Below are 13,427 nucleotides of genomic sequence, written 5' to 3'. Positions count from 1 at the left end.
TCAGCCGAGCCCGCGCGCGATGAACGGTCCGATCAGATTGGCGACGGGCAGCGGCAGCTTCTTCCACAGCGCGATGCGCCGCGCATATCTGGGGTCGAGCGGATTGACAGGACGCGGCGCCGCACCGTCCGCAGTGCGGACGTGATAGGCGAGCGGCTCGCCCTCGAACCCCCAGTTGCGCTTGAACGCAGCGGCGCCGGTGCCCGCCTTGGAGCGGCCGAAGTCGAACCGCCGGCAGCCGCGCCGGCGGGCGTGGTTCATCAGCGCATGATACATGGCGTCGTTGGCGCGCAGCGCACGCGCCGCGTGGGTGCCGCCGCCCCAATAGGGATAGACGGTGCCGTTCCAGTACAGGCTGAGCACACTCGCCACCGGCTTCCCCCCTCGCCAGACGGTGAGGATATCCGCCGAATCGCCGAAACGGCGCAAGACCGCCGTGAAGAGCGCCTTCGGAAACACCGGCGTGCCGAGGTTGCGCACCGATTCTGCATAGACGCGATAATGGGCATCGCGATCGGCCTTGCCCGAGCCGGTGGTGATCTCCAGCCCCTTGTCGTACGACTTGCGTACCTCGGCGCGCTGCTTGCGCGGGATGGCGGCGAGCTGCGCCTCGTCATCGGCGGCGAGCTCGGTGACGAAGCCGAGATAGGTTTCGGTATCGGTGTGGAAGGCGTCGCTCGGCGCCTTGCCCCCGCGCAGCTCGAGGCTGGCGGCCCCCACCTCGCCGGCGATCGACCAGGCCTGCTCGGCAAGCGCGCGCGCCGCAGCGCGATCGAGGGAGAGCACGCCACCGCCCACGCCGAAGCCGGCCGAGACCAGCGCCGTCCCGAACAGCGGCGAGCGGACCAGCGTCAGCGGGAGCACGCCGAGCAGTTCCCCGTCGGCACCCTCGGCAACTAGGTAGCGACCCGCCTGGCCGCAGCCGTCGGCGACCGCAGCACTCCACTCGGCGAGGTGGAAGGGCGTCCCCAGCGGATGCGTCTCGACGAAGGCGGCGATCCGCGCGCATTCTTGCCCGTCGCCGAGATCGGCAAGGCGGCACGCCACCGGGCGGTCGAGCAGCGGCATCGTCACGCGATCCGCTCCGCCTCGCGCGCGACGACGTCGTCGACCCGGCCCCATTCGTGGCGGCGCAGCAGGTGGCGCAGCTTGCCCGCCATTCCCCCCAGCCGCGCGTAATGGCGCAGCCGCGACTTGAGCGGCGCGCCGGCGACGCGCGGCTGATCGGGATCGACCTCCCAGGGGTGGAAATAGAAGACGCCAGGCCGCCCGGCACGATGGTTGACGCTCTCAACCGCGCGATCGGTAAGTACGCGCGGCAGCAGGCGGAAGAAACCACCACCGGTGGTCATGCTCCGACCGCCGACACGTATCATCGTGATCGGCAGCTCGATAAAGTCCGAGCCCGCGACCGGACGGTGCGCACCGATCGGGGACTCGCCCCAGCCATAATGGTCGTGCCGGATCGGCGCGACGCTCGAAGAGTAGGTGTAGCCCTCCTCGGCAAGGATCGGATGCGCCCAGGGCGTGCGTCCGTCGATCGAGAAGCTCGGCGCGCGATAGCCTTTGATGGCCTCCCCACCCGCATCCTCCAATGCCGCCCGCGCGCGGGCGAGGTCGGCGCGGAACTGCTCGGGCGTGAAGGTGAAGACACGGTCGTGGCCCCAGCCATGGCTCGCGATCTCGTGCCCGCGCGCGACGATGTCGCGGATCAGCCGCGGATGTCGCTCGGCCACCCAGCCCAGCGTGAAGAAGGTCGCCTTGACCCCGCCCTCGTCGAACAGGTCGAGCACGCGGCCGGTGTTGGCGACCACGCGGGACTCCAGGCCCTCCCAGTCGGCGCGGTCAATCGTGCGCTCGAACGCGCCGACCTGGAACCATTCCTCTACGTCGACCGAGAGCGCGTTGCGCATCGCGGAGTCACCCCGCCCGCTGGAAAAGCGGACTGACGTCGGGCCGCCGCTCGTCGCTTTCGACCCAGTCGACCAGCAACGTCAGCACGCGGCGGAGCGCCGCATCCTGCGCCTCGAGCCGCTTCTCGAGTTCGGCGAGGCGCCGGTCGACGGCGGCGTCGGCCAACGGCGTCGCGCGCCGTTCGATATGGGTCGGATGCGGCTCGACCGCCACCGGCTCGGGATGGCTCGCGCGCGAGGCGGTGGCATCCTGATCGAAATCGGCGATCACCGCGGCCACGTCCTCTGCCGAGAAGCTGTCGAGGCTCTCGATCGCGCCGAACAGCATTACCCGGCCGGCGAGCTGGTTCAGCCGGCGCGGAACGCCGTCCGACCAGCGGTACATCGCCGCGACCGCGTCGGGCTCGAAGCGCGGGCGACCGTTCCAGCCGACCACCGACAGGCGATGACCGAGATAGGGCTCGACCTCCTCGGCCTCCATCGGCCCCAGATGGTGCATCGCGATCACGCGCTGCCGGAGCTGCTCGAGGCGCGGATCGTGCAGCCGGTCGCGGAACTCGGGCTGGCCGAGCAGGAAGATCTGCAGCAGCGGATGGCCGCCCGCCTGGAAGTTGGAGAGCATCCTGAGCTCCTCCAGGCTGTCGACCGGCAGCGCCTGCGCCTCGTCGACGATCAGCAGCGTGCGGCGGCCGGCGCGGGCGGTGGCGTGCAGCCCCTTCTCGATCGCGGAGAGCAGCTCCGCCTTGCTCTTGCCGGCACCATCGACGCGCAGCCCCGCGGCGACGGTGCGCAGCAGGTCGTCGGCCGCGATCTGGGTCGAGACGATGGTGACGATGTTGAGCCGCTCGCGGTCGACTGTCGCCATCAGGTGGCCGACCAGCGTGGTCTTGCCCGCGCCGATGTCGCCGGTGATGACGATGAAGCCCTCACCCTGGCTCAGGCCATAGCCGAGATAGGCCATCGCCTTGCGGTGCGTGGCCGTGTCGAACCAGAAGCGCGGATCGGGCGTCAGCTGGAACGGCCGCCCGTTCAATCCGTAATGATCGTCATACATCGTTCACGCTCCGCGGGGCCGCGGCCCCGATCCCGTCAGAATGAGTAGCGCATCCCCAGCATGGCCTGCGCCGAGAGGTCGGTGTCGGTGCCGGGGATGTCCTGGTCGAACGCATAGAGGCCGAGCGACGCGATCGCGCTCAGATGGCCGAAACTATAATTGTAGCTGGTGGTCGCCCCGCCGCCCCACACGTCGGGCGCGCCGGGCAGGCCGCTGTCGAAATAGTTGAAGAAGGCATCAGCGTCGATCGACGAGCGCCGGCTGAGCTGACGGCCGGCCGAGACCTGCGCATACCAGGTCTCGTCGGTCACGCCGTCGAGCGACACGCCCGGGATGATCCCCGGCGGCAGCAGGTAGCGGCGGTTATCATAGCCGACGCCGACGCCGAACCGGTTGCGCCCGACGTTGCGCGAATAGACCGCGACCATCCCGCGCGAGCGGAAGTTGGCGGTGGTGACCGAGCCGAGCAGCGGGTTGAGGCAGCCGCCGGCATTGCTGCCCTGCCGGCCGAACACGCAGCGGTTGAACTGGCTGCCGAACGGATCGGAACCGGTGTCGAAGCTGGTCGGCAGGTCCGCCAGTGCCCGGCCGAGCCCGCGGCCGAAGCTCTGGACGCTGTCGTAGACGCCGACCTGGACGCCGCTGGTCGCGCTGATCTGATGGGACAAGGAGCCGGTGTAGCTCATCGTGCCGTAACGACGGCCGACGCGCGCCTCCAGCATGGTCCGCCGGCTCGGGCGCCAGACGACGCCCGCGTCCCAGAACAGCCCGTCGGTGTCATAGGCGATCCGCCGCGGCGAGGCGGGATCGGTGACGAAGCGGCCGTTGTTGTCCTGCACCGGCCGGCCCGTCGCCGGATCGACCAGCGGATCGCGCTGGCTGATCTCGATCTTCTCGTACCCGGCACCGGCGACCGCAGCGAGCTCGCTCGTCACTGGCACGACGATGTCGCCGCGCGCGTACTTGCCGTCATAGCGTTGGTCGAGCTGGCCCACGTCCTCGCGCGCCCAGGCGCCCGAGACGCTGAGGCCCACCGGCAGCACTGCCCCCGCGCGCACGCCGGCGCTGACGGTGGCGAGATGGTTGGTCGCGTCGTCGTAATTGTCGAGCGCGGGCTGGCCGGGGATCACCGCCGGCAGGCTCGGCGCCTCGACCTTGGTGTAGCCGAAGCGATAGGCGGCATTGATGTCGACATCACCCGCCTTGGTCGCGACCGTCGGGCCGGCATAGGCCGAATAGATCTGGCTGACGTTGCGGACGTTGCCGGCGAGATTGCCGGGCGCGTCGCCACGGATGTCGGCGCGCGCCCGCGTCGCGATCGCCCCGCCTTCCAGCGTCACGCCCCGCGCCACCTGCACCGCGGCGCGGGCGAGGCCGGAATGGACGTTCTCGTCGGCGAGGTCCTTGTCCCAGGCGATGCGGTGCTCGTACTTGTAGCTGAGCTGCACCTCGACGCGCCGCGTCTGGATCGAGGCATCCACGCCGGCCGCGACGCTGGTGTAGGTGAGCACGTCGCCCGACTGAAGATCGGCGGTCAGCACCTGTCCGACTTCGATATAGGGCGTGACGTCACGCTGTTGCGCGCCCGCCGGAGCCGCGAGCAGCGCGGCCGCCAGAACCGCCGGGAGAACGAAACGGATCACGCCGCGCTCTCCTGCCCGTAATAGCCGCCGAAGCGGCGACCGCCCGGCTGGAAGGCAACCGAGTTGATGACGAGCTGGAGATGCTCGCACCCGTCGAGCAACGCCACCGCGTCGCGCAGCTCGCTCTCGCTGGTGCGGTCGGCACGGACGACCAGCGCTACCTGCCCGACATGGCCGGCGAGCACCGGCGCCGACGAGGCGGAAAGCGCCGGCGGCGAATCGAAGATCACGATACGGCGCGGACTGGCCGAGGCGAGCCGCTCCAGCACCACCCGGGCATGGCCGCTGGCGAGCAGTTCGGTGTCGCTGTTCGTGTGTGCGCCCGCGGACAGCACCGACAGGCGCGGCACGTCGGTGTCGATGATGCACTCCTCGATGTCGAGCGCCGCATCGGCAAGCGCATCGAGCAGGCCAGGCCCCCTCGCATCGATACCGAGGCGGTCGAGGATGTCGGGCTTGGCGAAATCGGCATCAGCCAGCACGACCTCGACGTCCTTCTCCGCTGCCAGCGACAGCGCGAGATTGACCGCACAGAAGGTCTTGCCGTCGTCTGGCCGCGCCGAACACACCAGGATGGTACGCGATTTCCGCGCATCGCTGCCCGCGATCTGGCGGGCGGTGAGCAGCAGGTGGCGCTTCACCAGCCGGAACTCCTCGGCAAGCGCGGTCACCGGCGCTTCCGGCACCAGCAGCCCGCCTGCGGCAAGCGCCTCGCGGTCGATCGCCGCGACGCGGCGCACCACCGGCCCGTCGGCGGCAAAGCCGGTGCGGATCATCGGCTCCGGCACGGGCTCGGGATCGAGAACCGGCACGGGGACTGGCTGCGACTCGATAACGTCCGGAATCGCGGCCGGCGCAAAGTTGTAGATCGCCGCCGCCCGTTCGAGCAGCGATCCCGACAGGCGGCGAGGCGTGGCGTCGTTCATCAGGCGACCATCCCCCGCTGGAAGAATTCGAGGCCCACCAGCAGCACCCACGCCGCACCGAGCGCACCGACACCCCCCGCGAACAGCCTGAGCCGCCTGCCGCGCAGCGCCCGCTGCGCCTCGGTCACCACTTCGCCGATCGAGCCGATCACCGGCAGCCCGCTCGCGCGCTCCAGCCGGCCGGCGGTCGAATACGTCGGCTGAATCTGACCGAGCGCGAAGGCCGCACCGATGCCGCCGCACAGGCCTGCGATCAGCACCGCGGTGATGAACAGCGGCCGATTGGGCGCGCTCGGCGTGCGCGGACTGGTCGGCGGATCGATCACGCTGAACTTGATCGCATCGGTCTGCGTCTGGATCTGGCTCTGGAGTTTCACCTGCTCGCGGTCGGCGAGCAGCTTGGCATATTGATCCTTCAGCACCTGGTAATCGCGGTCGATCGCGCCCTGTTCGCTGGCGACGCCCGGCTGCTGGCCCATCCTCGCCTCGAAGGTGGAGAGATCGCCGACGATCTGCGCCTTGCGCTGCTGGAGTGCGGCGACCTGCGCCGCCTTGTCCGCCTGCATCGATCTCAGCGACAGATAGAGCGGGTTCTGCGCCGCCCCCGCCCCGCCCGCGTTCAACGGCTCGTTCTTCGCCGCCGCCTGGGCGACCGCGAGCTGGTTCTTGAGCGCGATCACGTCCGGATGGTTGTCGGTCCAGCCGCGCCCGCGCGCCTCGGCGAGCTGGCCCTGGATCGCCGCGACCCGCGCCCGCGCCGGCCCGGCCGTGGCCGCACCGCCGGAACCTGCGATGGTGGCCGCGGTGCCGGTCATCTGCCCGTTGACCGCCGCCAGGCTCGACTGCGCGGCGGCAAGGTCGCTCTCGATCTGGGCGAGCTGGCTGCGCGCGGCGGCGATACGCTCGTCGAGCGATCCGGTGCCGGGCAGCGAACCCAGGAACTTCGCCTGGAAATCCGCGCGCTTGGCCTCGGCCTCCTGGAGCTGACGCTGGCGCTGCTCGAGCTGCTGGTCGAGGAACTGCAGCGACTGGCTGGTCTCGTCGCGGTTGTTGGCGAGATTGTCCTCGACGAAGATGTCGATCAGCTTCTGCACCACCGCCCGCGCCAGCTTGGCATTGGCCGCGTCGGAGGCGCCGCCGCTGCCGATCGTCGCCGAGATCTCGAACAGATTGTCCTGTGTCGAAGTGATCTTGATCGCCTTCTGCAGCCAGCCGATGCGGTCGGCCATGTCGCGATCGTTGGCGACGGTGTTGCCGATGTCGGTGCCGCGCACGACCTTCTCGAGGTTGACCGCGCTGGTCAGCGTCTGGCGGAGGCGGTCGATGTCCTTGGCCTGCTCGGCCGAATTCTGCGTCGGCAGCACCTGGCGTAGCTGCACCGACACGCGCGCCCGCGATTCATACTGGTTGGGGATCTGCGAGACCACCAGCCAGCCCATGAGGCACAGCGCCCAGGCCACCGCCAGCGCGATCCAGCGCCGGATCCAGACCGCGTGGAGCGCCGCGCGGAAGTCTTCGTAGAGCCCGCCCACGGCTTAGAACATGCTTTCGGGGATGATGATGACGTCGCCCGGCTCCAGCCGGACGTTGGCCTTGACGTCACCGTTCCTCAGCAGGTTCTTGAGCTTGACGTTGTATTCGCTCTGCTTGCCGCTGGTCTTGTCGAACCGGATCAGCCGCGCGCCGTTGCCGTTGGCGAACTCGCTGAGCCCCCCGACCGCGATCATCGCATCGAGCAAAGTCATGTTGGCGCGATAGGGGATCGACGCCGGCTTCTCCGCCGCGCCGACCACGCGGATCTGCTGGCTGAAGGTGCCGGAGAAATTCTCGACGATCACCGAGACGATCGGGTCCTTGATATATTCGCCGAGTGCGATCTTGAGGTCGTCGGCCAGCATCGCCGGCGTCTTGCCGACCGCGGGCATGTCGCTGATCAGCGGCGTGGTGATGCGGCCGTCGGGGCGCACCTGCACCTTCGCGCTGAGCTCCGGGTTGCGCCAGACGAAGACCTGGAGCTGGTCCATCGGACCGATGACATATTCCTCGCCCGGCCCCTCCTGCTTGGCGACGAACTGCGCAGGGGGGAGCTCGGCGTGGTTGCCGCCAGTTGCGCAGCCCGACGCCGCCAGTGGCACGATCATCACGCCCAGCAATTTTCGGGACTTGGCACCAAGACGCATCGCATCACCCTTTTGGCGCGAGAGGCGTCAGGCGCGACGTCTCGCACCTGCACCTCACGCAGATCGCGGGCAGCTATGCGGGCAAGGAGGTAAAGATAGCGTTAGGCTTGGGCGGCTGCGGGTGCGACCACCTCGCGCGCCGGCGGATGGCCGAGGAAGGCGGCGGGGCTGGCGGTGGCGCCATAGGCCCCGGCAAGGAAGACGGCGACCAGATCGCCCGGCTCCGCATGGGGAAAAGCGATGCGGTCGGCGAGTCGGTCGAGCGGCGTGCAGAGCGGCCCGACGATCGAGACGGTCTCCGCAGGTGCCCCCATGACGTCACGCGCGAGCGCCACCGGATAGTTGCGGCGCACCACCGTCCCGAAATTGCCGGTGGCGGCGAGCTGGTGGTTGAGTCCGCCGTCGACGACGAGGAAGGTCTCGCCGCCGCTCTCCTTCCGATCGACGATGCGGGTGAGATAGACGCCCGCCTCTCCCACCAGCCAGCGGCCGAGCTCGATCGCAAAGCGGCTGCCGGCGAGGACGGCCGGGCGTACCGCCAACCGTTCGCCGAGCCCGGCGCCGATTGCCTCGACATCGAGCGGGACATCGCCGGCAAAATAGGGAATGCCGAAGCCACCGCCCAGATTGACCAGGGGCGGCGCGGTGCCCGCATCCTCGGCGAGTCGAGCCGCCAGCGCGAGCGTCGCGGCCTGGGTCTCGATGATCGCCTGGACATCGAGCGACTGCGAGCCGGCGAAGATGTGGAAGCCACGCCAGTCGGCGCCTGCGTCGACCAGTCGCCGCACCAGCACCGGCACGCGTGCGGCATCGACTCCGAACGGCGAGGCCCGCCCGCCCATCTTCATGCCGGAACCGCGCAGCTCGAAATCGGGATTCACCCGCACCGCGAGGCGCGGCGTGACGCCAAGGCGCTCGGCTATCGCCAGCGCGCGTTCCGCCTCACCTTCCGATTCCAGGTTGATCGTGACGACCGCGGAGATAGCGGCGTCCAGCTCCTCATCCCGCTTACCTGGCCCGGCGAAGCTGATCGTAGCCGACGGCTTGACGGCAAGCGCCTTCGACAGCTCGCCCGAAGAGGCCACGTCGAGACCGTCGATAAGTTCAGAAATATTCTCAAGTAGTGGACCGAATGGATTGGCCTTTATAGCATAATGAATGTCGACGTCAGCCGGCAGCGCCGTGCGCAGCCTAGCGACCCGGTTGGAGACGATCGCCATGTCGTAAACGAATATCGGCGTGCCTTTAGAGGCCCACTCCGCGGCATCACGCCCGCCGATCATTAGTCGCGCCTCTGCGGCGAACTCGGGCGGAATCGGCCCCGTCGGCTTAAAGCCCTCCCCCCTCCGGGGAGAGGGTTGGGAGAGGGACATGGCCTCAGGCGTCTCGGTCATGAACTGCGCCTCTCCCCGACCCTCTCCCCGGAAGGGGAGAGGGAGTTTCTCAGCGCCGTCCGATCGAGCTTGCCATTGGCGTTGCGCGGCAAGGTCTCGTGCCATTCATAGCGCAGGGGCTGCATGAAGCTCGGCAGATCGCGGCGCAGGCGGGTGCGGAGCTCTTCCTCCCGCGTCCCGTCGCCGCGTACGACCACCACGATCGCCTGGCCCAGCCGCTCGTCGGGCACGCCGAACGCCGCCGCCTCGCCGGCCTCGCCCCCGGCGACGACCGCATCCTCCACCTCGGTCGGGCTGATGCGGTTGCCGGCGGACTTGATCATCTCGTCGTCGCGCCCGACGAACCGGAGCAATCCCTCCTCGTCCTCCACCACCGTGTCGCCCGACCATGCCGCCGTGCCGCCATAGCGCGACCATGCCGGCGCCGGACGGAAACGCTGTGCCGTCCGCTCGGAATCGCGCCAATAGCCCTGCGCGACCAGCGGTCCCGCATGGACCAGCTCTCCCGGCTCGCCCGGCGCGGCACGGGTGCCGTCGGGGCGCACCACCATCACCTCCGCGAAGGGAATGGCGCGGCCGATCGAGTCCGGATGGGCATCGACCAATGCGGGATCGAGATAGGTCGAACGAAACGCCTCGGTGAGCCCGTACATCGGGTAGAGATCGGCCGCCGGGAACCGCTCGCGCAGCCCTCGCACCAGCCGCTGCGTCAATGCGCCCCCCGAATTGGTGAGCCGGCGGAGCCTCGCCGCGGTCTCCGCCGGCCAGTCGGCTTCGAGGAGCTGCACCCACAGCGGCGGCACGCCGGCGAGCGTGGTGGCGTCATGGCGCTTCACCGCCTTCACCACGTCGCGTGCCGTGAGGTAATCGAGCGGGATCACCCGCGCGCCCGCCGCCCAGGTCGAAAGCAGCTGGTTCTGCCCATAGTCGAAGCTCAGCGGCAGCACGCCGAGCACCCTATCCTCGGGCGAGAGCCTAAGATAATGCGCCACGCCGACCGCACCGAGCCAGAGATTGGCATGGCTCAGCATCACCCCCTTTGGCCGCCCGGTCGAACCCGAGGTGTAGAGGATCGCCGCCAGCGTATCCGGGTCGGCGGTGGAGGCCTGCAGCGGCTCGGCTCCTATCAGCTCCTCCTCGGTGACGATCGGGCAGACAGCGTCGCCCGGCTCGAGCGTTGCGATGCGAGCCGGCTGCGTCACCAGCAGCGACGCCCCGCTGTCGGCGAGGATATGCGCCACCTGCGCCCGCTTCAGCACGGGGTTGACCGGCACGTGCACCAGTCCGGCGCGCGGCGCGGCGAGCGGGAGCAGGCAGGCGGTACGCGTTTTGGGAAGCCAGCTCGCCACACGATCGCCCGGCGCGAGCCCCCGCCCGGCCAGCCACCCGGCGAGCCGCGCCACCGTATCCTCCAGCACGGCGAAGCTCAGCGCGCCTGCACGGTCCTCCAGCGCCACGTCGTCGGGCCGGCCGCGCGACGGCAGCGAGTCGATCGGGCGGGGCGTGGGATCGAGCGGCATCGTCCCTTCTTCGCACAGCCCCCGCCCTTGGCAAGCTCGACGGCACAAACTAACGCCGGGAGCCGAGTTCTGGCCCGGGGGAAACATGCAAGCCGAAGGTGCGCCGCAAGTGATCGAAACCGTGCGTGCGGTGCTGCGCGACGTGCTCGGCATCAGCACCGAGCGCGCCGCGGCGTTCGACGAGACGACGCCGCTGTTCGGCGCGCTGCCCGAGCTCGATTCGCTGGCGGTGGCGGGGGTGCTGACCGAGCTGGAGGACCGGCTCGGCATCGTCATCGACGACGAGGACATCGACGCCGACACGCTGGAGAGCTTCGGCGCGCTCACCCGTTTCGCGGTCGCCAAGGCACTGAAATGATCGACCACTACGACTGGGCCGGCGGGCGCGAGGCGATGCTACGCTTCGGCCCTGCCGGCGGCCCGGTCGTGATGTTCGCCCAGCCGCTGTTCGAGGAAGCCAACAGGACCCGCGCGCTCATCGTGACAATCGCGCGCGCGCTGGCCCGGCGCGGGGTCGCGTCGGCGCTGCCCGATCTGCCCGGAACAGGCGAGAGTCTGGTCCCGACCGTCGAAGCGACCTTGGAAGGGTGGCAGTCGGCCTATGCAGCCGCCGCGACCGCGATCGAAAGACCGGCCCTTTCCGCGGCAATCCGCGGCGGCGCGCTGATCGACGGGACGGCACCGGTTACGGCGCGGTGGCGGCTGGCGCCCGTCGAGGGCGCGGTGCTCGTGCGGGAGATGCTGCGCACACGCATCACGGCGGCTGCGAACGAAGAGGGGAAGCGTGTCGATCCCGGTCCGCTGGATAGGCAGGGTCCGGCGCTCGAACTCGCCGGAAATCTGATCGCCCGCCCGCTGCTGGCATCGCTGGAAGCCGCCGCGCCGGCGCCGGGGCGCATCGTCCGCCTCGAAAGCGATCCCAAGCCGGCCGACCTCAAGCTATCGGGCGCCCCTTTGTGGCGCAGGGCCGAACCGGGCAATGATCCCGTTTTTGCAGAAGAACTTGCTGATGATATCACCCATTGGGTGCGAAGTTGCGAAGGCTGATCCCCTTCCCCTGCGCAGGCGAGACGCTGATCGGCACGCTCGACGAGGCGCAAGGCGGGACCGGGCTGCTGATCGTCTCCGGCGGCAACGAGATCCGCATCGGTGCCCACCGCGGCATGGCCGAACTCGCCGCCGTAGTCGCTGCCGAGGGCATTCCGGTGTTCCGCTTCGATCGTCGCGGGATCGGCGATTCGAGCGGCCTTAATGCCGGCTACGAGAACTCGGCGCCCGACATCGCCGCCGCCGCCGCGACCTTTGTCGCGGAAACGGGCGTCACCCGTCTCGTCGGTTTCGGCAATTGCGACGCGGCAACCGCGCTCGCGCTGTTCCACGCCGTCGCCGGCATCGATTCGCTGATCCTCGCCAACCCCTGGACCGGCGGCGCGGCGGATGCCTTTCCGGCTCCCGCCGCGATCCGGACACGCTATGCCGAGAAGCTCCGCGACCCGCGCGAATGGCTGCGGCTGGTGCGCGGCGACGTCAATCTCGGCAAGCTTACCAAGGGCTTGTGGAAGATTACTTCCTCGCCATCAGAGGAATCGAAAGCACTCACCGCACATATTGCGTCGGGCCTTGCCGGCTGTTCAACGACGATCCTGCTCGCCGAGCGCGACAACACGGCGACCGCCTTCCGCGACGCCTGGCGCCGGCTCCCCTCACCTCCGCCGGTGACGATCGAGTCGCTCGATTCCGCCAGCCACGGCTTCGCCTCCTCCGCCGACAAGGCATGGCTGCGCGAGCGCGTGCTGGCGGCGATGCGCGCCTATTCGGCCGCCTGAGCGACCTCGAACTCGGCTTCGGCCAGGAAGCGCTCCGCGTCGAGCGCGGCCATGCAGCCGGTGCCGGCGGCGGTGACCGCCTGGCGATAGACCTTGTCCATCACGTCGCCGCAGGCGAACACGCCCGGCACGCTGGTGCGCGTCGAGCCGGTCTCGACCTTGATGTAATGATCCTCGTCGAGCTCGAGATGGCCGCGGAACAGCTCGGTCGCCGGATGATGCCCGATCGCGACGAAGCCGCCCTCCACGTCGAGCCGCGACAGCTCGCCGGAGACGGTATCGCGCAGCTCCAGCGCGACCAGCCCCGCGGGCTCGCCGGCGCCGATGAAACGGGCGACCTCCTTGTTCCACAGCACCTTGATGCGATCGTTGGCGAACAGCCGCTGCTGCAGGATCTTCTCGGCGCGCAAGGAATCGCGGCGGTGGATCAGCGTCACGTCGGGCGAATGGTTGGTGAGGTAGAGCGCCTCCTCGACCGCGGTGTTGCCGCCGCCGATCACCGCCACCTTCCTGCCGCGATAGAAGAATCCGTCGCAGGTCGCACAGGCACTGACGCCCTTTCCCTTGAGCGCTTCCTCGGAATCGAGCCCGAGCCACTTCGCCTGCGCGCCGGTCGCGATCACCAGCACGTCGCCCAGGTACACGTCGCCCCCGTCTCCCACGAGCCGGAACGGCCGGCGCGACAGGTCGACCTCGACGATCGTGTCCCACATCATCCGCGTGCCGACATGCTCGGCCTGCGCCTGCATCTCCTGCATCAGCCAGGGGCCCTGGATGACCTCACGGAAGCCGGGATAGTTCTCGACGTCGGTGGTGGTGGTGAGCTGGCCGCCGGGCTGGATGCCCTGGACGACGATCGGCTCCAGCCCCGCGCGCGCGCCGTAGATCGCGGCGCTGAGCCCCGCAGGGCCCGAGCCGAGGATGAGCATCTTGGTGGAATGAGTCGCCATGAGCAGCAGGATGTAGAGATT

13 protein-coding genes are annotated in these 13,427 nt (G+C 69.4%); 3 read left to right on the top strand and 10 right to left on the bottom strand.

Going from position 1 to position 13,427, the window contains the following annotated elements; all coding sequences use genetic code 11:
- The 9 genes from ACMGER_RS09205 to ACMGER_RS09165 all read right to left on the bottom strand — a co-directional run bounded on the left by ACMGER_RS09205 (position 1) and on the right by ACMGER_RS09165 (position 10,630).
- Positions 1-1,074 (bottom strand): FemAB family XrtA/PEP-CTERM system-associated protein, encoded by a 1,074-nt coding sequence (locus ACMGER_RS09205; RefSeq protein WP_436811858.1) that lies wholly within the window; start codon positions 1,072-1,074, stop codon positions 1-3.
- Complete coding sequence (locus ACMGER_RS09200) at positions 1,071-1,913, bottom strand: XrtA system polysaccharide deacetylase (RefSeq protein WP_436811857.1); 843 nt, start codon at positions 1,911-1,913, stop codon at positions 1,071-1,073. Before ACMGER_RS09200 ends, ACMGER_RS09205 begins: the two co-directional genes overlap by 4 nt.
- Positions 1,914-1,920: 7 nt before the next feature.
- The gene (locus ACMGER_RS09195; RefSeq protein WP_436811856.1) at positions 1,921-2,967 is read right to left on the bottom strand and encodes an XrtA/PEP-CTERM system-associated ATPase; all 1,047 of its coding nucleotides are present in this window, start codon (positions 2,965-2,967) and stop codon (positions 1,921-1,923) included.
- A gap of 35 nt (positions 2,968-3,002) precedes the next feature.
- Positions 3,003-4,610, bottom strand: a complete 1,608-nt coding sequence (locus ACMGER_RS09190; RefSeq protein WP_436811855.1) for a hypothetical protein — start codon at positions 4,608-4,610, stop codon at positions 3,003-3,005.
- Positions 4,607-5,536: a P-loop NTPase family protein gene (locus tag ACMGER_RS09185; protein ID WP_436811854.1), complete on the bottom strand. Its 930-nt coding sequence runs from the start codon at positions 5,534-5,536 to the stop codon at positions 4,607-4,609. The genes ACMGER_RS09190 and ACMGER_RS09185 overlap by 4 nt, the downstream gene beginning before the upstream one ends.
- Entirely contained in the window at positions 5,536-7,068 is a 1,533-nt protein-coding gene (locus ACMGER_RS09180; RefSeq protein ID WP_436811853.1) for an XrtA system polysaccharide chain length determinant, read from the bottom strand. Before ACMGER_RS09180 ends, ACMGER_RS09185 begins: the two co-directional genes overlap by 1 nt.
- Before the next feature lie 3 nt (positions 7,069-7,071).
- Positions 7,072-7,716, bottom strand: coding sequence for an XrtA/PEP-CTERM system exopolysaccharide export protein (locus ACMGER_RS09175; RefSeq protein WP_436811852.1), 645 nt, complete (start codon positions 7,714-7,716; stop codon positions 7,072-7,074).
- Positions 7,717-7,817: 101 nt separating this feature from the next.
- The gene (locus ACMGER_RS09170; RefSeq protein ID WP_436812848.1) at positions 7,818-9,089 is read right to left on the bottom strand and encodes a pyridoxal-dependent decarboxylase, exosortase A system-associated; all 1,272 of its coding nucleotides are present in this window, start codon (positions 9,087-9,089) and stop codon (positions 7,818-7,820) included.
- A 17-nt stretch (positions 9,090-9,106) separates the two neighbouring features.
- Positions 9,107-10,630, bottom strand: a complete 1,524-nt coding sequence (locus ACMGER_RS09165) for an acyl-CoA ligase (AMP-forming), exosortase A system-associated (RefSeq protein WP_436811851.1) — start codon at positions 10,628-10,630, stop codon at positions 9,107-9,109.
- Between the two features lie 85 nt (positions 10,631-10,715).
- On the opposite strand from ACMGER_RS09165, the gene ACMGER_RS09160 reads away from it, so the two are divergent.
- Genes ACMGER_RS09160 through ACMGER_RS09150 form a run of 3 tightly spaced genes read left to right on the top strand, consistent with a single transcriptional unit; the run spans position 10,716 to position 12,456 of the window.
- Complete coding sequence (locus ACMGER_RS09160; RefSeq protein WP_436811850.1) at positions 10,716-10,988, top strand: acyl carrier protein; 273 nt, start codon at positions 10,716-10,718, stop codon at positions 10,986-10,988.
- Positions 10,985-11,677, top strand: coding sequence for an alpha/beta hydrolase family protein (locus tag ACMGER_RS09155; protein WP_436811849.1), 693 nt, complete (start codon positions 10,985-10,987; stop codon positions 11,675-11,677). The genes ACMGER_RS09160 and ACMGER_RS09155 overlap by 4 nt, the downstream gene beginning before the upstream one ends.
- Positions 11,665-12,456: a hydrolase 1, exosortase A system-associated gene (locus ACMGER_RS09150; protein ID WP_436811848.1), complete on the top strand. Its 792-nt coding sequence runs from the start codon at positions 11,665-11,667 to the stop codon at positions 12,454-12,456. Before ACMGER_RS09155 ends, ACMGER_RS09150 begins: the two co-directional genes overlap by 13 nt.
- Here ACMGER_RS09150 and trxB read toward each other — a convergent pair.
- Positions 12,441-13,406, bottom strand: coding sequence for a thioredoxin-disulfide reductase (gene trxB, locus ACMGER_RS09145; RefSeq protein WP_436811847.1), 966 nt, complete (start codon positions 13,404-13,406; stop codon positions 12,441-12,443). The two genes, ACMGER_RS09150 and trxB, sit on opposite strands and share 16 nt — an antisense overlap.
- Positions 13,407-13,427: the final 21 nt, after the last annotated feature.

The sequence above is a fragment of the Sphingomonas astragali genome, assembly GCF_051400615.1.
Classification (GTDB): Bacteria; Pseudomonadota; Alphaproteobacteria; order Sphingomonadales; family Sphingomonadaceae; genus Sphingomonas.
This window is presented reverse-complemented; position numbering and strand designations above follow the sequence as displayed.